The organism is Pseudogracilibacillus auburnensis (assembly GCF_003201975.1).
Lineage (GTDB): Bacteria > Bacillota > Bacilli > Bacillales > Amphibacillaceae > Pseudogracilibacillus > Pseudogracilibacillus auburnensis.
The window spans coordinates 404716-427059 of the sequence record NZ_QJJQ01000001.1 but is presented as its reverse complement, the minus strand read 5'-3'; the positions used below and the strand labels follow the sequence as shown (position 1 = coordinate 427059).

The window sequence follows — 22344 nt, the reverse complement described above, 5'->3', positions numbered from 1 at the left end:
TCACAAAATGACTCGTTTGTGATGAAACGGAAACAACTACTAACCTGCCCCATAAAATCAGAACTTTACCCTGCACAACAAGATAATTTTGAAACATCTTTATCAAATGTAAGTGCAGCTAGCCTTAGCCCTTCAGCCATTGTTAAATATGGTGCAAGGCTATCTTTTAAATCGTTCACAGTTAAACCATGTTTTACTACTAGCGAAGCTGCATAAATCACATCACCTGCATTTTCAGATACAATATGAACCCCAAGAACTTTTAATGTTTTAGCATCAGCAACGATCTTAAATACACCAATCGTTTCATGATTTACTAATGCCCTTGGAAACGCATCTAAAGATAATACCGATGTTTTTACTTCATAGCCTTTTTCATTTGCTTGTTCTTCAGTTAACCCAACTGTTGCAACCGATGGATTTATAAACGTGACAGCAGGAACAACGGATAAATCTAATTTTTTATTTAACCCACCAATCGCATTATCAGCAACAATTCCACCTTCATAGGCTGCTACATAAACAAATTGGGCCCCTAATGTTCCATCTCCTGCTGCATAAATCTTCTCATTACTTGTTCTAGCATAATCATTTATCAGGATTTCATTTCGTTTTCCAATTTTAACACCTGCTACACTTAAATTTAAAGAATCCGTATTTGGCTTTCTTCCTGTTGCAATAAGTAGTTGCTCTGATTCCACGACTTTTTTCTGACCATCTACCGTTATATTAACCTTTTTTATCTCTCCAACTTGCTCTATACGTTCATAAGTTACCTCTTTAATAAGGTTTATACCCTGTTCGATTAAAACTCTTTCTACGGCTTCTGAAATTTCTGGGTCATACTCTTTTAATAGGCGATCACTTCTTTGTATAAGCGTGACTTCTGAACCTAAATTATGAAACAGTTGCCCAAGTTCCAATCCGATATAGCCTGAACCAATAACAGTTAATCGTTTAGGCACCTTTTTTAATTCGAGTAGCGTTGTACTTGTTAGATAGTCCACTTCATTAAGTCCTGAAATCATTGGTATAGATGGCGAAGCACCTGTTGCAATTAAAAAGCGTTTTGCAGAAAGTTTCTCCCCATTTACCTTAACTGTATTTTCATCAACAAACCTAGCTTCACCCTTTATTAAATCAATACCATATTCATCAATTAAATCTATATATTTTTGACTTCGAAGTTCGCTAACTAATTCATCCTTTTGATTCACCAAAGAGGCTAAATCGACTTCCCCAGCAGATGTTTGTAAACCTGTGAACGGATTTGCCTTTGCTAAATGATTGATTTCCCCCGCCCTAAGAAGAGTCTTTGATGGAACACAGCCAATATTTACACAAGTACCTCCTACTGTTCCACGCTCAACCATTCCAACTTTTGCATCGTATTCAATAGCTTTAATTGCAGCAGAGAAGGCAGCACTGCCAGAACCAATAATAAGAAAGTCATAATCTTCTTCATTATCTAAAACCATATTTTCTTCTGGTGATACTTCTTCAATTTCTCTGGGACGGTAATTTGCTTCATCAATCACATTTTTTACACTATCAATCCCGATATCGTCTGGCAATTCAAATACTGCTTCACCACGACGAAAACTAGCTTCAACATTTTTAGCACCTATATTTTCAAGTGCTGATGCCACGTGTTTTTCACAGCCTGTACAAGTCATTCCTTGAATGATTGCTTTAAATTTATTCATAAAAAAACTCCTTTCGCAATCTCAGGTTAATGTTTCTATTATTGGACAAGAATGTAATTGCTTTTCATCTGGACATCGTTGTTTTAAGTCATCTAACATTGTTTCAATTCGTTTTAAATCCTCTATTTGCTTTTGAACTTCCTCTTGTTTTCTAGAAACAAATTCAAACATATCTTGGCAACGAACTTCATCTTTATCTACAACCCCAAGTAATTTATAAATTTCACTTAAAGAGAAACCAAGCTCTTGTATTCGTTTAATAAATCCTACACGCTTAACGTCATCGTCTGAATATATCCGATACCCAGATTCCGTTCGGGGAGGTTCTTTTAATAAATCTTTTCGTTCGTAATACCTAATCGTTTCTTTGTTAACTCCACATTTATCTGCAAACTCACTAATACGATAAATCACTTTATTTCACCCCCATAAAAATTATAAACCGCGTACCATAGTACACGGTCAAGTAAGTATAGTTTCTTGTTCCAGGATTCTGCCCGTTGTACATTGTTTCACAAACTTTCATATATCATTTCAATTATATCTATAAATTCAGTTTACACTAAGGCAATATGCCAAGTTCCTTTCAGAAATTTGCCAAACGTTTGTAGAATAAGTAATCATAGGAAAACACCTCTTATAATTGGAAAGTCTTTAAAACATTAAGTTTGATAAACTAATAAAGATGAACCCAACCATAATTTAGAGTATAAATGGAAAGAGTTAGGACTTTCTATAAAACTTGGGGATTTTTCCAATTACGCAGCAATTACAAGCATTATTAAGATTACTGGAGGAAACTTCAGGCTAATATAAAGACTCTTCACCCAGATTGAAAGAATACTTGAAATCAATAATTTTGAAACCATCACAACAGAAGTTGTCGAAGTTGCACGAGACAGTTTAGTTATCGCAATCAAGTAAGTATTAAAATCTATCTTCTAAAGTGAAGATAGATTTTTTATATGTCAGATAGTGTAAAATAATACTTAAAATACGTGCAAAATAAAATCAAAAGTGACAAATAATTTAGATAATCTAAAAATATTTATTTATAAAAATTGACGCTGTTTTAACGATACAAATCAGCATCAATTTGTTACACAAATATAACCCTAAAGGTGAAAAATCTAGTGTGGACGTTTTATTGTCCCAAAATAACTCAATAATTTCTTTCAATGTTGCATTTGTTACTATCGTTTAATACAATTCCAGTTTATTAATAATACCCTCATGAGCTGCCAAATTATTCACCCATTAATCCCAAATCTATAGATGAGATGGTAACTATGCCATGACAACACCTCTTAATTGAAATTAGATTACTTACCACACCGTATAAAATCCATTTAAATTAACTACCCTAATCACGCTTAAACTATAGTTAAGTGCTTTTTTTAATAACGCTTTTATCCTCATAATTTTCTTGTCCCATTTTACGTCGATAGAAAATTAATGAAATTGCTCCAACAATTAATAGAACTGAAACCAATTGTGCAACTCGAAATTGACCTAAATACAAACTGTCCATACGCATACCCTCAATTACAAATCTTCCAATTGAATATAGCGTGACATAGCTTAAAAACACTTCCCCCCTTAATGGATTGTATTTTCTTAATATTAATAACAAAATAAGGACTATAATATTCCAAAACGATTCATATAAAAATGTCGGATGGTACATTACTCCATCAATCGTCATTTGATTCATAATAAAATCTGGTAAATATTGATGAAAATTGTTATATATAGTCTCTGATATCGGCCCGCCATGGGCCTCCTGATTCATAAAATTTCCCCAGCGGCCAATTGCCTGACCAAGAATAAGGCTTGGTGCCAAAATATCAACTATTTGCCAAAAGGATATTTTTTTTATATGTGTATAAATAATCACTGTTAGTACAGAACCGATTATAGCACCGTGAATGGCAATACCACCATTCCAAACTGCAAAAAGTTCTGAAAATGGTTGATTCACATATTGTTTCCATTCGAAAGTAACATAGTAAATTCGTGCAAAAATAATAGCAATCGGAATTACAAATACCATTAAGTCAGTGATGATATCTTTTTTCAATCCAAGCCGGTCTGCTTCCTTATTTGCTAAAAATATCCCAATAATAATTCCAGTGATAATAATGACACTATACCAGTAGATAGTAAAAGAACCGTATTGGAAAAAAATACGATCTATCGCAGGGGTACTATTACTCAAAAGAACCACTCCTTCTTTATTTACATTATTATTTTTTGAATATGAATTTGTAATCAAGTCTAGCGATTTTTTGTGCAGTTTCTATCAATTATTAATTACAAAAGTTTTCAGAACGGTGTTTTGGGAAAAAGTAATAACGATTAATCAATCATTTCTATCAATATCCCATTTTCGTCTTTATTTCTGCACAGTTAGTTGATATTTAGGCGATATAATTGTTTTTGTAGGGATTTTCTGACTACCAATTAAGGAAAATCAAATAGGAGGGAATTTGTTTGAAAAAAAGTATTTTAGCAACAATATTTCTAGGTTTAATTCTAGTACTTGCAGCTTGTGGGGGAAGTAACAATGATAGTGACGCGAGTAACGAGATAGACGACTCAGCTGAGGAGACAGAAGATAATAGTTCTCGGGAAAATTCCACTGCTAATAATGATTTTGAAATCGTAGCAACAAACTGGGATTTCGACCAAGCTGAGTACACCGTAACAGCTGGTGAAGAAGCTAAAATAACCCTAGTAAATGAGGAAGGAATGCACGGAATTGCCATTGATGATCTTGATGTAAAAATTGATGGTGATGGAGAAGCAACTTTTACACCAACAGAGCCTGGAGAATACACAATATATTGTAGTATTCCTTGTGGGCAAGGTCATAGCGACATGGTATCTACTTTAATTGTACAGTAATTTGGAAAAATGCTACATATGGCTTTCTATTTAGAATTGTAAATCTTTAGGATATAAAGCTTGGGTAAACTTTTGTTATCCAAGCTTTTTGGTATAATTTGATTTAAGCATTAATACAATCTTGTCAATTGATAGGAATGAAAAATGTAATTGAAAGGTAGCTGATTAAGATATGATCCAAAGCGAACTCGAAAAATTAGAGTGTATGGAAAAATGCGATCCAAATGTCCTTATTGCTGAATTAATAGATAATCAACGTAAAATTAAAACAAATTATGAATTATACTATGATGAAAAACAGGATCAATCTTGGATCAACCATTATTACTGTAATATTTCCCCTAATACAAGAGATTTATTTCAAGAATATCATGAACTTATTACAAAGATGCATCAATATAAGCACCGATATTATATTAGTAAAGACTAGTATTTATACACATGGGTAGATCTCCAGCCAAATGGACAACTAAAGAGTATTTACTCAGGAAAGAATAAAAACCCTCAAACATTGATAGAGGAAGATTTTAAAACAATTCAAAAGCGATTTGAAAGCTATCGTAATCTAATTAATATTCAAAGATTTTCCAATGACAGGTTAATAGATCATGTACAAAGAATTTCAAATCAACATAAATTTAACACAGAACATGTAGTTCCTCAGTCTTGGTTTCGGGCAAGGGAACCAATGAAAGGCGATTTACACCACCTATTTGCTTGTGAGCCTACATGTAACAGTTTACGATCCAATTTCCCCTATTATGAATACGAAGTAGAAGTATTCCCATTAAACTATCGGAGCGATTGTGGTAAACAAGAGATGAATCGATTTGAACCATCATATGGGGAGGGCATCGTTGCACGCGCTACTTTATACTTTTTATTACGATACCCTAAAAAAATAACGAGAAAGTTCCGCAAAAGTATTGATATACCCTTACTTACTCGCTGGCATGATCAGTTTAAAGTAACAGCATATGAAAAACATCGTAATAAAACAATTTTTGAAATTCAAGGAAATAGGAATCCGCTCATTTCTAGAACTAATTAGTAAAATTTATTTTCCTATTAGTTAAATGTAATATCCAGTTAAAATAACCCTAGGTAACAAGGTATACCTAGGGCAAAGATGATTAATCATTTAACTTGGAGTGCTTAAATAATAGTTTTAACATATCCATCTTCTGTATATGGGTCTATTTCAATGGTTTCACCGGGAGATAGACAACGATGTTTCATCATATTATGTGGCATGATAAATTCAATTTCATCTCCATTTTCCAACAATACTTTTTGATTACAACGACTAAGACCTTCCTCATCCTTTTCACAGTTTTCATCTGTCAAAACTTCTCCTTTTATTTCTTCTTCAATTTCCCCTTGAATTAATTTAACTATATATTCTCCTCCTTTTCCGTTATGTTGCCAATCAAAACTTTCTGGAGTAAATTCTTCAGATTCAGGAATGTTTCCAGCTGTATTATCAATAATATAAACAGTCAATCCCAATAAGATGCCAGCAAAAATTGTAAAATATAATACCTTGTCGAACATTGTCATTACGTCGTTCACTCACCTTCATTTTAACGGAATCAAGATACTTTTATAAAAAAACAATTTTTGCTAAATCACCGTAAATTAAAATTCCCTTTTACGCCTTCAATAATTTCGCATTGATCGCTACAATTATCGTACTTAAACTCATTAAAACCGCCCCAACTGCTGGACTTAAGATAATACCAATTGGTGCTAAAATTCCCGCAGCCAATGGGATTGCAAAAATATTATATCCTGTCGCCCACCATAAATTTTGGACCATTTTCTGGTACGTCTTTTTCGATAAATCCATTAAATCGACAACATCTTTAGGATTACTTTTAACTAGCACAACGTCTGCGGTTTCCATTGCTACATCCGTTCCAGCACCAATTGCAATCCCCAAATCAGCTGTTGCAAGGGCAGGGGCATCATTTACCCCATCACCTGTCATCGCTACTTTCCATCCTTTTGATTGAATTTCTTTTACTTTATTTGCTTTATCATCTGGTAACACTTCTGCATAAACTTCATCGATATCCAACTGTTTCGCTACCCAATGAGCCACTTTTTCATTGTCTCCTGTTAGCATGATGGAATGAACTCCTTTTTCCTTCAACTCGGAAATGGCTTCTTTTGCTGACTCACGAATGATATCTGCAAGTGCAATCATACCGATTAGTTCCTCATCTAGTAATACAAATATTACCGTTTTACCTACTTCAGACATTTCATTGAATTTTTGTTTGTCATAATCCATATTGTTACTATTAACAAAACCAGGACTTACAGCATTCACTTTTTTACCCTCGATTATTCCCTCGATCCCTTTACCAGTTATTGAATTAAATTCAGTTATAGACTTAAGGGCAATACTTTGGTCAAGTGCTGACTTTACAATACCAGCAGCAATTGGATGCTCTGAATTTTGTTCCAAGCTTGCACCCCAGACCAGAACCTCTTCTTCACTAAATCCTTCACTAGGTATAATATCTGTAATCCCAAATTTACCTTCCGTAAGTGTACCAGTTTTATCAAAGACGACCGCATTTAGATTACGTGCATTTTCAAAATTTGCACGGTTACGTATTAATAACCCTTTATTCGCTGATAACGCAGTAGAAACTGCGACAACAAGTGGCGCTGCTAGACCTAAGGCATGGGGACAAGTAATAACCATTACTGTAACCATACGTTCTATTGCAACATATAAAGGGTAACCCAACGTCAACCAAATAAACAATGTTGCAAATCCAGCCCCTAGTGCAAGATAAAACAGCCATTTAGCTGCTCGATTCGTTAAATCTTGTGTTCTTGATTTCGATTCCTGTGCTTCTTTTACCAATGTTATAACTTGAGATAAATAGGATGCTTCCCCTGTTTTTTCAACTTGGATGGTCAGAGACCCTTCATTATTCACTGAACCACCGATAACTTCATCTTTTTTACCCTTTTCAACAGGTACTGATTCACCAGTTAACATTGATTCATCCACAGTTGATTTACCGTCAAGGATTGTACCGTCTACTGGGATTTTCTCTCCGGGTTTAACGAGTACCCTATCTTCATGCTTGAGTTCGGAAATTGGAACTTCATGAACTTCATCATTTTCATCAAGTTTATGTGCTTCATTCGGCATCAGCTGTACAAGTTTCTCTAATGCATTAGAGGCCCCCATGACAGAACGCATCTCAATCCAATGACCAAGTAACATAATATCAACTAGTGTTGCTAGTTCCCAAAATAAATTATGCCCTTTCCAACCAAATACGACAAAGGAGCTATAAACGTATGCAATCGTAATAGCAAGACCGATAAGTGTCATCATTCCGGGATTCTTGTCTTTTAATTCACTAATACCGCCAGCAATAAAGGGCCAGCCCCCATAGAAAAATACAAACGTGGAAAGGACAAATAGAATATATTGATCATTTACAAATCTCCAGTCCACTCCCATAAAGTCCTGAATCATTGGTGATAATGCAAGAATTGGAATGGTAACGATTAAAGATATAAAAAAACGTTTTTTAAAATCTTCTACCATGTCACCGTGGTCATGGTGACCGTGTCCTCCGTGAATGCCATGGTCATGACCATGACTTCCGTGATCAACGTGACTATGTACATGCTGGTGGTCTTGATGGTTATGATGCTCGTGTTCGTTGTGCCTTTTCTTCTCATCCTGATGTTTTTCCATTAATATCACTCCTTCTATATGTATTTTATACAATAAACCCTTTCTTATTTCACTATAACACACAATACCCCTATATGGTATTTGTTAAACCTTATTATTTAAAATAAATGTAGAACTACCGTGATTAAGATAGTTCTACATTTTATATAAACTAAGGGGGATTTATACACAATTAAATTGAGTTATCCATCGGAATCTTTTCATTAACAGTATGTGACAATCTTGATACGTGCACTTCTTTCCTATTTGACGGCATAACTGCAAATGGTCTAGCAAGTTTCTACACCATCACTATGTGGGAAGAATACATTACCTATGCATAAAACTAAAGTAGCTATTATTGCATAGATACCATCTTCTTTCCATTTCCAACCCTTCATTTACCATATTAAATTGAAAGTATCAAGAATTTATCAAGAAAATGTTACAAATCATACATATGGTTTAAATTATTGCAAACCTTCAAACATTATGCACTTTTTGTCGAGTTTCATATTTTTTGTTTATAAAAATTAATGTTGGGAAATTTATATATCATAAGACGAAATTTAATAAGGAGGATTTAACCATGGCACATGAGCAACATCAAGAACTACTGCAAATTTTGCATGAATGTATGACGGCATGTAACCACTGCTATGATGCATGCTTGCAGGAAGCCGACATACAAATGATGGCTAATTGCATACGATTAGACAGAGAATGCGCAGATATTTGTGGCTATCTGGAACAAGCCATCACAAGAGGTACACCATTTATATCTGAATTAGCATCAGTTTGTGCAACTATTTGTGAGGCATGTGGAAACGAATGCGAAAAACACACCCATGATCATTGTAGGCAATGTGCAGCAGTATGCTTCAAATGTGCAGAAGCCTGCGGAAAGATCGCTTAACCTTTGTATTAACTCAAAGTTGCTCAGTATGACAGATATATTGGGCAATTTTATATTATCTTAATACATGATCCAAAAGAAAAGGATTTTAGTAATGAAATTTAAAAGATCCATTGTAGTATTTATTGCAATAATTTCCTTACTAGCGTTAACCGCTTGTTTAGGAAGTAATGGGGAACAGAATATGGACAATAATAGCACAAATGTGGAAACAGAACCTAATAAGACTGAACCAGAGAGTGAATCTGAATCTCATGAGGATATGAATCATTCGGGTTCAGGCGAAGTTCCCGCAGGATTAAAATCTGCAGAAAATCCAACTTATGAGGTTGGTAGTAAAGTAATCATAAAGACGGATCATATGAAGGGGATGAAAGGGGCGGAAGCAACGATTGTGGGTGCCTTTTCTACAAATGCCTATGCAGTTTCTTATACCCCTACAACTGGTGGCGAAAAAGTAAATAATCACAAATGGGTTATCCAGGAGGAAGTGACAAACCATAAATGGGTAACAGAAAGTGAACTCTCACCACTAGATAAAAATAAATAAGTACATTAAGGAAGACCTTTCATTATTGCTTACGGGAAAGTTTTATGCTCCTATGGATAGAAAAGCAGCCAAAGTATATTCAGTTTTGGAAGTATAAATGTTAATATTAATAACACATCAATAACATCATAAAGCCCAGACTCCAGTTTGGGCTTTAAAATGTTAAAGGGTTACTATTTTTAAGGGAATAAACATTTCATTAACTCGATTAATTAGTCCGTTTACCACGATATTTTACAATCATTGCAATTCCTGCGATTATTTCAAGAGTGGCCAATCCAAATACGTATAATCCAATTGAAGGAAGCGATAAAATCCCCAAGGCTATATGGAAAAGTGCAGCAATATATAATCCCATCGGTTTTTTTAAATATACACTAAAAATTGCATAAAATAATACAGCGACTATGAGTCCCACAGTAATCCAAGAAACCCAAGATGACATTGAGATCCCCTACCTTATAGCGTTTTTTATTGATTGTTACAACATTGCTCCCTTGATACATTTAATGTCCTTTACAAGATCCTTAATTGTAAATATTAACCACATTAATAAGCACTATTAGACTTGGCATCCAATCAATTTTTGGCTGTGATCTTCCACAATATTAAAAAGTCCAATTTCTCAATTTAATCTTGAGAAAATTGGACTTTTTCCCATACATTACGGTTTTAAATTGAAGCTTACTCCACCTTGACCTGAGACATCATGCCGTTGTCTTCATGTTCAAGAATATGGCAATGGAGCATATACACGCCTTTATTCTTAAACTGCACGGCTACTTTCACCGTCTCATCAGGTTCCAGTGAGAAACTGTCCTTCCATCCCTGCTCATTTTCCGATGGCTCTTCTCCATTTCTAGAGAGTATTTTAAACTGGGTTCCATGAATGTGGACTGGATGGATCATTCCACCCATATCATCCGGTTTATTGTAAAATTCCCACACTTCAGTGACACCTTGTTCTTGTGTGAAATCAATTCGATCTTTATCAAATTTCTTTCCATTTATCGTTACTTTGTCCATCATCCCAAAGAATTCCACATTCTTTGTAACTGGCAAGTTCATCTCTTCTTCTGTTATTGTAAAATCATTCATCTTTTCAGGAATGTTGCTGTCTTCCCCACCTTGTTCAGAAACCTGAAAAGGTAAAAGTATCGATCCATCCTCATCATTTATTAATGCCAAATCGTCATCTGTATCAAGCTTTGAAAAGTCAATAATGATTTCAGCTCGTTCAGATGGTGTCAGTGTAATTTCTTTCAATGTTACTGGTTCATTCAAGAAACCTCCATCTGTCGCGATCTGCTCAAAGGAATCCCCTGTATTCAATTTAAAAGTAAAATTCCTCGCATTAGATCCATTTAATAGACGAAGTCGAACCTTTTCTTTCTTGACAGACAACATCGGATTCAATGTCCCATTGATCAATAACGTTTCACCGATTGTTCCATCCTCATTCATTGCAGCATCGTAATTCAATTGATACTTATCATCAAATGTTTTATCTTGAAAAATCAAAGGAATATCATTCTGCCCATACTCATTTGGTAAACCAAGACTTTTCGAATTATCATCCTCAATATATATTAATCCTGCAAGTCCATTGTAAACCTGTTCTGAAGTTGAGCCTTCAGGATGGGGATGAAACCATAATGTTGAAGCCTCTTGTGTCACTTTAAATTCAACCATATTTTCTTCCCCCGGTTTTAACGATGCATGTGGTCCCCCATCTGCATCCCCAGGTACTTCTAGTCCGTGCCAATGAAAAGTTGTGTCCTCATCCAGTTCATTTATCAATTTAATTTTAACCGTATCACCCTTACTGAGATGAAGCACCGGTCCTAAAAATGCCCCATTGTATCCAAGCGTTTTTGTTTTAGTACCATCGAATATTTCAGTCTCTCCCTTTTGAGCCCGAACAGTGTATGCAATTTCTTCTTCTTTTGCATTCTCGTCTTCAAGCACTGGAGGTATCTTCAATTCATTTTCCCCTGTTGAGTCATTTAAACTTACCACTTCATCATGACTCATATGGCCATCCATTCCCTCCATGGAATCAGACCCTTCTTTGTTCATATCCATATCTTCATGGGATTCTTCCCCTGTATTAGCACCATCATTTGGAGTGGGTTCTTTATCGCCGCTGCAGGCTGCCAAAACCAATGCTGTAATTAAAGCAAGTAAACCTAGTGTTATTTTTATTTTCAAATTTCTTCCTCCTACCTAAGACTTGGTGATCAAATTTATTTTACAAATATACCCATACACAGTATATTTATCAAAGTTTAATTATCATAGTTTCTTCTATACTTTGTTCAAATAATCCCTCATTTCTTAAAATGTGGCTGAGAATGTGTGGGAAGTTAATGGAATAACTAGAAGAATTAATAAGATTAAAATGAATGCCATCGAAATCCTACTTCTCACCAGTAACCACCCCTGTATAAGGTATACTTTATTATATAAGGTTCTAGACTAATAGCAGGTGAAAACTACAACTGAAGTATCTCTTTTAACAAATTGAAGAGGGACAAATCAAATGACGGTTCCTCTTCATTCAAAATAGGAAAAATGAATATTATTCTACCTTAATCTGTCCCATCATACCATTATCCTCATGCTCTAAAATATGACAGTGATACATAAATACCCCTTCTTGCTCAAATTTTACAGCAATTTTTGCCTTATCACCTGGATCTAACGCAATTGTATCTTTATATCCTTGTAAATTTTCAGGAGGATCTTCCCCATTAATAGAAATCACTTTGAATTGTGTACCATGGATGTGAAACGGATGAATCATACCACCCATCATGTCAGGTTTGTTATAAATTTCCCATACTTCCGTTTCTCCTACTTTTTGTGTGAAGTCAATCCGATTCATATCGAATTTTTTACCATTAATCGTAACGTGCTGCATCATTCCAAATAACACAATTTCTTTACTCACTTCTTTTTGCATTTCTTCTTTAGTAATTGTAATAGGATTTTGCGGTTTTTGTATTTCCTCTTGAACCTTGTTTTCTTCATTTTTTACTTTAAACGGTAATAGAACGGTACCATCATCCATGACTAACTCCACATCTTCATTTTCTTTAATTTTAGAAAAGTCAATAACAATTTCTGCTCTTTCCGAGGGTGTTAATTGTATGTCAGTTAATTCCACTGGCTCATTTAATAACCCACCATCTGATGCAATTTGCTGAAACGATTGGTTGTTACTGAGTTTAAATGTATAATTTCTCATGTTGGAACCATTCAATAATCTTAAACGAACTTTTTCTTTATTAACTGTTAAACGAGGGTGTAATGTACCATTTATAAGTAATGTTTCCCCCATTGTCCCATCCGCATTTTTTACAGTTTCATAATCTAATTGCTTCTGATCGTTAAAGGTTCTGTCTTGTATAATTAAAGGAAAGTCATTTTCTCCATGTACATATGGATCGTCCATGTCATCTTCAATATACATTAAACCAGCAAGCCCTTCGAAAACTTGCTTTGCAGTTTTTCCTTTGGGATGGGGATGGAACCATAATGTCGCTCTTTCTTGCTGTACATCAAAAGTGATTTCCTTTTCTTCTCCAGGTTGAATAACATCGTGTGGTCCACCATCTGCATCTCCAGCAATAATGAGACCATGCCAATGAAAGGTCGTTTCCTCATCCAAACTGTTTTTTAACTTTATATGTGCCGTTTGTCCCTTTTTTAGCTTCATCACTGGACCTAAAAATGTTGAGTTATATCCTAATGTTTCTGTTTGAAAGCCTTCAAATATTTCAGTCTGTCCTTTTTGGGCTTCAATCGTATAATAAATGTCATTTCCCTCTAATTTATCACTTTTTAAAATAGGGGGGATTATTAACTCATTTTCTCCCGTTGAATCTTGTAATGAGATATTACCATGCTCATGTCCCATCATCATTGAACTTCCAGAACGATCATCAGAAGAAGTCATCATTTGGAATGGATTCATGTTACTAGGATCCGTACTGCATGCCCCCAAAATCAAAATAAAGGTTAAGCTCATTGAGATTAAAATAATTCGTTTCATTCAAAACACCCTCTGTATATTCACGACTTTCTTATTATGTTAAATATATATTGTGCAGAAAGTGTGTAGAAAAAGTTACAACTTGTAAAACCTATCTTTTCACACCCACTTATAACCAACACCCCATACCGTTTTAAAGTGATCATCAATTGGAAAGCCTGATTGACGAATTTTATCCCTCATATTCCGTACATGAGAATCAACCGTCCTACCCTCCGTTTCTGAATCAAATCCCCAAATCAAATCAATTAATTGTTCCCTTGCAAATACTTGATTTGGGTTTTTCATAAAATGACCAATCATAATAAATTCTTTAGGCGTTAATTTTATTGGGACAGTTTTATAAGTTAAATTGAATTTCTCCTTGTTCCACAGTAAACCATTTACTTCAACATGAACCTTTGGAACCCTTCTACGTAATATAGCTGTCATTCTAGCTAATAATTCATCTTCATTAAATGGCTTTGTAATATAGTCATCGGCGCCTAGTTGCAACCCTTTTATAATATCATCTCGTTGGTCACGTGCAGTTAACATGATAATGGGGACATCGGAAACACGTCTAATTTCTTGACACAATTCCCACCCATCCACCTCAGGCATCATTATATCCAGTAAAACAATATCAAATGTTTCATCCTCTATATATGACAATGCTTCATTGGCCCCTTGTGCTTTTTGACAAACATAATTATGTGGACGTAAATATAATGCAATCAGATCCAACATTCGTTTCTCATCATCAACGATAAGAACTTTATTCATTTAGGTCCCCCCTTACCAACTTAATAATCACACTCGTTCCTTTTCCTGGTTCGCTTTGTACCTCAATACTACCATCATGGGATTCAATAATTTCCTTCGTAATGGAAAGCCCTAGCCCAGCACCACCACTTTGTCTTGAGCGTGATTTTTCTACACGGTATAATCGGTCAAAGATATATGGTAGATCTTGTTCATGAATACCTTCTCCTTCATCAATAGTTGTAATAGTGATATGCTGGTTAGTCTGTTTCACCTCTATAGAAATTTTTGAGCCTCCATCAGAATGTTTTTTCGCATTATCCAAAATATTTACTAATACCTGTTGAAATCTTTCCGGATCAATAAAAACTATCAATTCATTAGGGCAATCCACATGAAGCAATATTTTTTTCTCAGCCAATACTGGCCGGATACGTTCAATTATATTTTGGAGAAATTCACATAGTTCCACACGTTCTCGTTTAATTAGAAAATTATTTTGATCTATTTTAGCTAGTTGAAATAGGTTCTTAATTAATACCGTTAATTGCTCTGTCTCCTCTCGAATTATATCAACATATTCTTTTACTTCTTCTTCAGACGTATCTGGGCGATTAATGATATCGGCATATCCTTTAATATATGTTAGTGGTGTCCTAAGTTCATGTGATACACTTGCTAAAAATTCATTTCTGGCCGTTTTCAATCTTTTTAGGTCTTGCGATAACTTTGTAATAGAATTGGCTAATTCACCTAATTCATCTTTCCGTTCTGTATGGAGCTCAACATTGTGATTTCCTTTACTTAATTGTTCTGTCGCTTCTTTCATTTTTATTAAAGGATGAGCGATAAACCTAGATAAAATAAATATTGTAACAATTGTTAATACAACAGTAACGAGGCTAGCAATTAAAAACTGGTTGCTAAGCTGATCAACCGCTCTTATTACATAACTTGTCTTTGCAAACATAAACACATGTCCCTTATGTTCGCCATTTATTGTAATTGGACTATCTGTCGCAATATACTTTCCTTCATTCCACTGATCATCAACGATTTTACCTTCTGTAGGTATTTCATCGTTATTAATATGGTTTACTACATCCATCATGTCCTCTTCTACTGGGTCAGATGAAATAATAATATCTCCATATTCATCTGTAATGATGACGATAAATTCAGATGCTGATTCCATAATTCCAACATGCTCTAATGTTGGTTGATCAAAATGATCCTCCAAAACATCACGATGTGTATTCCCACGTGCCAATAAGCTATTCATAACTTCTTCGATCCGATTATTTGCTAGGTTTGCGTATAAAATAAAAAATAAAAAGGTTTCGATGATTAGAATAAACACAAAGAACAGTAATCCAATTTTAAATGATAATTTATTAAACATAGTACACCTCTATAACCAATAAGTAAGTGTATCCAATATACCAATAATCATAAGTAACACACCAGCGATCTTTTGGGTGATAGCTCCTATTTTTTTACTTCTTTTTAATATTGCACCACTAGCACCAAAATACCAAATTAAAAATATAACAATCAATAGTGGAAGAGACGTACCAACTCCAAACACTGCTGGAAGGACTACTCCATATGGAGTAATCAACACAATCGGCATCAATGTTAATAGGAATAACACGAACATCGTTGGACAAAAGGCTAACGTAAAGCTTACACCCATCAAAAAGCTACCCATATAACTATCTTTAAATACCTTTGTTGGTAAATTGAAAATACGCCATGTTTTCTTCCATTTAAATAGTCCAATCATAAATAATCCAATGATGATGAGTAATGGACCTATCATCTTTCGTAAAATGGGCATGATTTGTGATAGCGTACTATATGCCTCTTTTCCTAAAAGCCAAATTACAATACCTAGAACTGAGAATACAACGATCTTCCCCAATACAAAAAACAATACATGCAACCAAGGAACCTTGTCTACCAATGATATATTGCCATAAATCGTTATCGCACTGACATTACTTGTCAGCTGGCATGGTGCAACAGCCCCCACTACTCCGAGAAAAAAGGCAAATAAAAATGGTAAATGTTCCAAGCCATTTGCGATATCCATAATTGGACCGATTAATGTACTACTAATTTGGTTAAAAAGATCATACAACATAAAAATTCAACTCACTATTTATAAATATTTTTTACTTAACTCTATTATCAATTAATATTTGTTCCCATGTTTCCGAGTAATCACTTGATACATAAGCCTGTCCCTTAATTGTATAGATTGCAAGCTGTTTAGTGTCCTTTGGATTCTGAGCAATGAATACTGGTCCATCATCGTATAATTCTGGTAAGTACATATTTTCTATTTCATCGTTATCTATATTAAATTTTTCAAATTTAGGATTTTTATCGTAACTAACAAAATATAAATTTTCTTCATTAAAAAACACAGCGGTACCAACTGCTTCTCGTTCTGAGATTAGTGTGAAATTTCCTCCTTTATCACTGGATAAATACACACCACTATTGGTAGCAGCAGCAATATATTTCGAGTTAGAAGGGTGGATACTCAAGGAAAGGATGTCACCGTCCAATCCTGAAGCAGTTACTTCTATCCACGATTCCCCATTATCCTCACTAAGATAAATTCCTTCTACAAGTTTGGAGTTTTTCTGTTCATTAAGTAAAATAATATCATGACTACTAAAACCAACTGCCATTACGTGAAAATCACTTTCCCCTTCAAAACCAATCTTTTCTAATGTTTTTCCCCCGTCAAAACTTCGTTGTAATCCAATAGGGTTTGGTAGGTTAGAATCTTCCCCGGGATGACCTGATGAATAAAAACCTTTATTAACTGCAGCAAATCCCATATAATCATTAAAGTTTTCTGACGTTTTGAACCATTTACCATTCCGGTAAATTTTCAATCCAGTATGTGAAGCAAAATATAGTCCTTCATCGTTTCCGGCATAACCTAGTCCATGTACGTGATCCATAGTGCCATCAAACGGGACTTCAAAAGCTTTATCGTCTTGATTACTACAACCTGCTACAAATACACTGACAATTATTGTTAGAATAATCATTACTTTGTTTTTGCTTTTCATATTAAGTTTATCCTCCAAATGTATAAAGTATCTTGTCTTAATTTTGATTAAAAATTATGCTGATGCCTGTTAAAATTTACAAGGGATTTACTTGTTTCGCGATATTAATAGTTTCCTCATAATTGATATTATAAGAAAGCTTTGTTTTTCAATTTTCGACTCTGCTTTTTCAATGCTCTTGATTGTATTGCTGTTTACATTTGCACCTATAATTCGGACTGTAAGCGAGTTGAGCAAATCAAGTATTATTCAAGTAAAATAATTTTCACTACGCATATGTTCTAACATAAGTATTTTCCCTTCAGGTTTTACTACTCTGCGGATTTCTTTCAAGCCTTGAACAAGGCTAGGAACGGACCAAAAGACACATGTAGAAATAACAAAATCAAATATGTTATTTGGAAAACTCTATCCGTTGTGCATCCATTTCTCTTAATATAATCATCGACTGTGATTTACCAATTTTTTCATACGCTTTTCCCAACATTTTTGGGCTGAAATCAATCCCTGTTACTTGCACATATGCAGGGTAATAGAGAAGATTATCCCCTGTACACACCGACCTTCAATACATTCCCTTGTAAAATTTCAAGTAAGTCTTTTAGTGGCTCGTATCAAATGATCCATTACATTAATAAAGGGGAAATTCTATCATATCTTTTCTTTATAGCTTCTATTATGCTTGTTCAATTGATTACTACTGTCTATCCTGCTTTATTATTGATTTTATCCGCTCATACTCTGTTTCATCTATTTCACCTTTAGCTAAACGTTCTTGAATAATTTGTAATGAAGTTTTCTTATTACCACCATTAATAAAATTCTTTATTAGAAATATACCAAAGCTAATTAATCCTACCCAAAAGATAATCATCATAATCATTGACAAGAATGATCCATATCCATGCATCATATGCATCTATAACACCTTCTCATATTTTCAATATACATCCATTATAACTTCTATTTATCAAGAAAGTTTGCATTTATGGAATTATAAAATGGATTTTTTCCCACAAAAAACTTGATTAATATTGCCCTTGTCAAAAGCATATTAATTTTGTGTTAGTTCATCCTATGATGGGTTAAATATCATATTGTTAAATAACTGACGATACAAGAAAACCGATTACCAATGCAAAAAATCGTAATCGGTCCTCCCATAATAAAACGTTATTTTAATATTGATATAGAAGATTATGCATAGGAATGTAACCCAGCTATAACTAAATTCACAACAATTAGGTTAAACATAATTATGGCAAATCCTATAACCGCCAACCACGATGATTTTTCACCATGCCAACCTCTTGATAACCTTAAATGTAAAAATGCTGCATAGAAAAACCATGTGATTAATGCCCAAACCTCCTTGGGATCCCATCCCCAAAAGCGATCCCAAGCAATTTGCGCCCAGATGGAAGCAAATATTAATCCTCCTAAAGTAAACAGAGGAAATCCAATTGCTACCGCTCGATAGGTTATTTCGTCAACAAGATCAGGCTTAATATTTTTCAGTAACGGTTGTATAGCTGCCCCTATTCTTCTTCTAAAAACCAATCGAATTAATCCGTAGAGTACAAGCCCAGTTGCAAATGACCAAATAAGAGTATTGAATTTTTTGGCAGCATTCCTTCCTTGTAACCAACCTGGTGCCTCAAACAATGCACCATTTGCACCTTCAGTAATTAATTCACCATCTTGAGGTCCTGCAATGGCTGGCAAATTATATTCCACTGTTAATGTTCTATCACCTGATGGATACTCAAAAGTTGCACTATAGTCTAATATATTAAATGTAATTGTCGAAAGAATAAATCCTACACAAGCAATTAATGAAAACAAGATGAGCTCTAACCATATATTCTTTTTACTTCGTTTCTTCTGATCAACTTGTTTAATCAGGTATATAAGACCAGCAACAAAACTGATTCCTAAGATTCCTTGGGATAAGGAAACAGTCGTTACATGGATATAGAGCCAAGGACTTTGTAATGATGGTACTAAAGGTGATAGATCTGTTGGGAACATACTTGCATAAGCAATAATAATTAACGCAATTGGCAATGCAAATAATCCAAGAATATTTAATCGATAGATAAAGTAAATAATAATAAAAGCTAGAACGATACTCAAACCTAAAAATGTCATAAACTCAAACATATTTCCGACGGGAGCATGTCCACCTGCTATCCATCGTGTAATAAAATAGACCAATTGTGCAATTAGTCCAATAATTGTTATAGAGATTGCAATAGTTCCCGTCATTCCTTTTTTGTTTTGTTTCTTTTTATCTTTGATTGTTACACCAAACATGATGGTTGCAATTGAATAAAATGCAATTGCTGTATATAACATTGTACTACTAAATGTTGCTAAGTTACCCATTATGACCCTCCTTATTTTTTTCATTTCCTTCTACTTCTTGCTGATCAATGACCATTTGTATAGCCGTATCTGAAATTGCCTTTTCAATATCCTTTTTAATACCAAACCAATTTTTATTTGTATGTGCTGCTAACAAAATACTTTTATCTTTAGGGTGTATCCAAATTCTTCGATGTTGCCAGTACATTCCTTGAACCACACCAATCATAAATATTAAGGCTCCTAATCCGAAGAAAGGTAATGTATAGTCCTGACGTAATGTCATCCCACTAGCAAAATGTGTTTCAAAATCGACAATGCCTAATTTATACTTGTTTTCACCGGTTGCATCGATGTTTTTACCAATTCCAATAAAGTTGATTTCTGGACTATCAGTCTGTGGTGGATACACAAAAATTACGAATGCAGGATTTTTCGGATATTTACTCTCAGATCTTGGCTCACCATCATCAAGATAATACTCTGGATAGTATTTATCCATAACAACTCGGAAACCACTTTCAAACTCATATTCAGTTTCCGGTGCTGTTAAATCGATTGTGAACGTTTCTAATGCTTCTTGATCGGAGTCATTTGTTTTATGTATTTTAAAGGACATGCTTGAAAATTCATTTTGTTGGTATCCTGACTGATATAAAGTGTAGCCATCGAATTTAAGTGGATTATTCATCCATACTTTGTCTTCCAATACTTTTTCAAGTTTTGGCTCCGCACCAGGGAGGTCTGCATCAACATTTTTATAAATGATTACATTCGTTTGATAGTTTTTGTGTACTTCCCCGCCCCTACTTTCTATTAGTTCTAATGCATCTTTAAATTGCTCATCATCTTCATCATACTTCTCTAATATAAACTCTTTATTTTTAATATAATACTTATTATCAGTTCCAGGAATAACTACTTGTTGTCCTTCTCTTACCCATACATAATCATCCAAATATAGCCATGGAGTCATTCGAAATAATGAAGCAATTAAAATAATAATTAAACCAATATGGTTAACATATGGACCCCAACGTGAAAACCTGCCCTTTTCGGCTAATATATGTCCATCATCACTTCTTACCTTATACCGTAATTTTTCCAGTTTTTTAACCACTTGTTGTTTCTCTTCATTTGAAACATTTGTTGATTCGCTATATAGTCGTTGTCTGTTAATAAATGTTTCATGTCGTTTTGGTTTTTGCATTTTTAAAGCCCGATGTAATGGAACAACTCTATCAATACTACAAATAACTAATGATATGCCAATTAAAGCAATTAATATCATATACCACCAAGAACTGTATAAATCATAAAAGCCAAGTTGGTAGTATATCTTTCCAAGAATTCCAAAGTGGGCTTCATAATAAATTGCTGGATCACGTGATACTGCTTCAGCAGGTATATACATTTGTTGGGGGAAGATTGTTCCTAGTGCTGAGGCGAATAATGCAATAACGATAAGCCAAACTCCAACCTTAACAGATGAAAAAAAGCTCCATATTTTATCTATGATTGATCTGTTATACGTTAAAGATCTTCTAGCACTACCATCATAGCGCATATTAATTAATTTTGTTTTGTCGTTCCCGTCAATATGTTGGTTCTCCTCAATCGGTTTACCACATGCTTCACAAAGAACGGTTCCTTCAGGATTTACATGACCACATTCACATTTGAGTTTCTTCATTAATATCTCTCCATTTAATTAATCATTCATCAGGTAGAATTTGTTTAAAATATCCTTCCAAACGCTCCAATGTCAATGCTCCTTCTACTTTTTCTACAATTTCTCCTTCGGGGTTAATAAAAAAAGTTGATGGGATGGGACCAATTTTATAAAGGTCCAACACTTGGCTTCTGCTATCATGTGGAATTGGAAAAGTAAGATCATATTTGTCAATGAATTGATGAATAACGGGTTCAGTCGCATCTAAACTAACTGCTATAATCTCTATACCCTTATCCTTATATTGCGGATATAACTCCTCCATATAAGGCATCTCTATTTCACACGGTTTACAATAGGTCGCCCAAAAGTTCAGCATTATCCCTTTTCCTTTAAAGTCACTTAATCGAATTGTTTCTAAATCGTTATTTTTATTAATTTGCTGTAGTTGAAAATCAGGTGCTTTATCACCAACACTATATATTGTGCTATCTTTTTTAGCATTCGTTATTAATGCAAACACAACTGCCGCTACTAATACTGCTAGAATAATTGTCCTGAAAATTAATCGATTCCGTTTTCTGTCTTTTTTCTTTTCTCTTGCCTTCTCTATACGCAAAT

Annotated in this window: 23 protein-coding genes and 1 pseudogene; 6 read left to right on the top strand and 18 right to left on the bottom strand. The window is 34.3% G+C overall.

Going from position 1 to position 22344, the window contains the following annotated elements:
• Nucleotides 1–65: 65 nt before the first annotated feature.
• Nucleotides 66–1706, bottom strand: a complete 1641-nt coding sequence (gene merA / locus DFR56_RS01975) for a mercury(II) reductase (protein WP_110393735.1) — start codon at nucleotides 1704–1706, stop codon at nucleotides 66–68.
• Between the two features lie 21 nt (nucleotides 1707–1727).
• Nucleotides 1728–2120, bottom strand: coding sequence for a mercury resistance transcriptional regulator MerR (gene merR, locus DFR56_RS01970; protein WP_110393734.1), 393 nt, complete (start codon nucleotides 2118–2120; stop codon nucleotides 1728–1730).
• A gap of 264 nt (nucleotides 2121–2384) precedes the next feature.
• Here merR and DFR56_RS23375 point away from each other — a divergent pair.
• Nucleotides 2385–2630 (top strand): annotated as a pseudogene (locus DFR56_RS23375) (AAA family ATPase); the annotation flags it as partial.
• Nucleotides 2631–3090: 460 nt separating this feature from the next.
• Here DFR56_RS23375 and lgt read toward each other — a convergent pair.
• Complete coding sequence (gene lgt / locus DFR56_RS01960; protein WP_110393733.1) at nucleotides 3091–3924, bottom strand: prolipoprotein diacylglyceryl transferase; 834 nt, start codon at nucleotides 3922–3924, stop codon at nucleotides 3091–3093.
• Nucleotides 3925–4199: 275 nt separating this feature from the next.
• On the opposite strand from lgt, the gene DFR56_RS01955 reads away from it, so the two are divergent.
• The 3 genes from DFR56_RS01955 (at nucleotide 4200) to DFR56_RS23800 (ending at nucleotide 5664) form a co-directional block, all read left to right on the top strand.
• Entirely contained in the window at nucleotides 4200–4613 is a 414-nt protein-coding gene (locus tag DFR56_RS01955; protein WP_110393732.1) for a cupredoxin domain-containing protein, read from the top strand.
• 172 nt (nucleotides 4614–4785) lie between these two features.
• Entirely contained in the window at nucleotides 4786–5043 is a 258-nt protein-coding gene (locus DFR56_RS23805) for a hypothetical protein (protein WP_342353135.1), read from the top strand.
• A gap of 81 nt (nucleotides 5044–5124) precedes the next feature.
• A complete protein-coding gene (locus DFR56_RS23800) occupies nucleotides 5125–5664 on the top strand; it encodes an endonuclease (protein WP_342353134.1) in 540 nt (179 codons plus the stop codon).
• A 104-nt stretch (nucleotides 5665–5768) separates the two neighbouring features.
• Here DFR56_RS23800 and DFR56_RS01945 read toward each other — a convergent pair whose 3' ends face one another.
• Nucleotides 5769–6173 carry a hypothetical protein gene (locus DFR56_RS01945; RefSeq protein ID WP_110393731.1) on the bottom strand — a complete coding sequence of 135 codons (405 nt, stop codon included), beginning with the start codon at nucleotides 6171–6173 and terminating at the stop codon, nucleotides 5769–5771.
• Nucleotides 6174–6264: 91 nt separating this feature from the next.
• Nucleotides 6265–8346, bottom strand: a complete 2082-nt coding sequence (locus DFR56_RS01940) for a heavy metal translocating P-type ATPase (RefSeq protein ID WP_110393730.1) — start codon at nucleotides 8344–8346, stop codon at nucleotides 6265–6267.
• A 568-nt stretch (nucleotides 8347–8914) separates the two neighbouring features.
• Here DFR56_RS01940 and DFR56_RS01935 point away from each other — a divergent pair.
• Both DFR56_RS01935 and DFR56_RS01930 read left to right on the top strand, forming a co-directional pair.
• Complete coding sequence (locus tag DFR56_RS01935; RefSeq protein ID WP_110393729.1) at nucleotides 8915–9241, top strand: four-helix bundle copper-binding protein; 327 nt, start codon at nucleotides 8915–8917, stop codon at nucleotides 9239–9241.
• Between the two features lie 94 nt (nucleotides 9242–9335).
• Nucleotides 9336–9791 (top strand): YdhK family protein, encoded by a 456-nt coding sequence (locus tag DFR56_RS01930; RefSeq protein ID WP_110393728.1) that lies wholly within the window; start codon nucleotides 9336–9338, stop codon nucleotides 9789–9791.
• Nucleotides 9792–9999: 208 nt separating this feature from the next.
• On the opposite strand, the gene DFR56_RS01925 is transcribed toward DFR56_RS01930, so the two are convergent.
• The 13 genes from DFR56_RS01925 to resA all read right to left on the bottom strand — a co-directional run bounded on the left by DFR56_RS01925 (nucleotide 10000) and on the right by resA (nucleotide 22342).
• Nucleotides 10000–10236 carry a hypothetical protein gene (locus tag DFR56_RS01925; RefSeq protein ID WP_110393727.1) on the bottom strand — a complete coding sequence of 79 codons (237 nt, stop codon included), beginning with the start codon at nucleotides 10234–10236 and terminating at the stop codon, nucleotides 10000–10002.
• 239 nt (nucleotides 10237–10475) lie between these two features.
• Nucleotides 10476–12002: a multicopper oxidase family protein gene (locus DFR56_RS01920; protein WP_110393726.1), complete on the bottom strand. Its 1527-nt coding sequence runs from the start codon at nucleotides 12000–12002 to the stop codon at nucleotides 10476–10478.
• Nucleotides 12003–12372: 370 nt separating this feature from the next.
• Complete coding sequence (locus DFR56_RS01915) at nucleotides 12373–13848, bottom strand: multicopper oxidase family protein (protein ID WP_110393725.1); 1476 nt, start codon at nucleotides 13846–13848, stop codon at nucleotides 12373–12375.
• A gap of 99 nt (nucleotides 13849–13947) precedes the next feature.
• Nucleotides 13948–14613 carry a response regulator transcription factor gene (locus tag DFR56_RS01910; protein ID WP_110393724.1) on the bottom strand — a complete coding sequence of 222 codons (666 nt, stop codon included), beginning with the start codon at nucleotides 14611–14613 and terminating at the stop codon, nucleotides 13948–13950.
• Entirely contained in the window at nucleotides 14606–15994 is a 1389-nt protein-coding gene (locus DFR56_RS01905; protein ID WP_110393723.1) for a sensor histidine kinase, read from the bottom strand. Before DFR56_RS01905 ends, DFR56_RS01910 begins: the two co-directional genes overlap by 8 nt.
• 9 nt (nucleotides 15995–16003) lie before the next feature.
• Nucleotides 16004–16735, bottom strand: coding sequence for a cytochrome c biogenesis CcdA family protein (locus DFR56_RS01900; RefSeq protein ID WP_110393949.1), 732 nt, complete (start codon nucleotides 16733–16735; stop codon nucleotides 16004–16006).
• 34 nt (nucleotides 16736–16769) lie between these two features.
• The gene (locus tag DFR56_RS01895; RefSeq protein WP_110393722.1) at nucleotides 16770–17684 is read right to left on the bottom strand and encodes a F510_1955 family glycosylhydrolase; all 915 of its coding nucleotides are present in this window, start codon (nucleotides 17682–17684) and stop codon (nucleotides 16770–16772) included.
• Between the two features lie 249 nt (nucleotides 17685–17933).
• Complete coding sequence (locus tag DFR56_RS23655) at nucleotides 17934–18062, bottom strand: class I SAM-dependent methyltransferase (protein ID WP_280523435.1); 129 nt, start codon at nucleotides 18060–18062, stop codon at nucleotides 17934–17936.
• Nucleotides 18063–18078: 16 nt separating this feature from the next.
• Nucleotides 18079–18204, bottom strand: coding sequence for a class I SAM-dependent methyltransferase (locus tag DFR56_RS23650; protein WP_280523434.1), 126 nt, complete (start codon nucleotides 18202–18204; stop codon nucleotides 18079–18081).
• Between the two features lie 177 nt (nucleotides 18205–18381).
• Nucleotides 18382–18603, bottom strand: a complete 222-nt coding sequence (locus DFR56_RS01880; RefSeq protein ID WP_110393719.1) for an SHOCT domain-containing protein — start codon at nucleotides 18601–18603, stop codon at nucleotides 18382–18384.
• Between the two features lie 278 nt (nucleotides 18604–18881).
• Nucleotides 18882–20072 carry a c-type cytochrome biogenesis protein CcsB gene (gene ccsB, locus DFR56_RS01875; RefSeq protein ID WP_110393718.1) on the bottom strand — a complete coding sequence of 397 codons (1191 nt, stop codon included), beginning with the start codon at nucleotides 20070–20072 and terminating at the stop codon, nucleotides 18882–18884.
• Nucleotides 20065–21744: a cytochrome c biogenesis protein ResB gene (gene resB, locus DFR56_RS01870; RefSeq protein WP_110393717.1), complete on the bottom strand. Its 1680-nt coding sequence runs from the start codon at nucleotides 21742–21744 to the stop codon at nucleotides 20065–20067. The genes ccsB and resB overlap by 8 nt, the downstream gene beginning before the upstream one ends.
• 22 nt (nucleotides 21745–21766) lie before the next feature.
• On the bottom strand, nucleotides 21767–22342 hold the full coding sequence (gene resA, locus DFR56_RS01865) for a thiol-disulfide oxidoreductase ResA (protein WP_110393716.1): 576 nt from the start codon (nucleotides 22340–22342) through the stop codon (nucleotides 21767–21769).
• Nucleotides 22343–22344 lie beyond the last annotated feature (2 nt).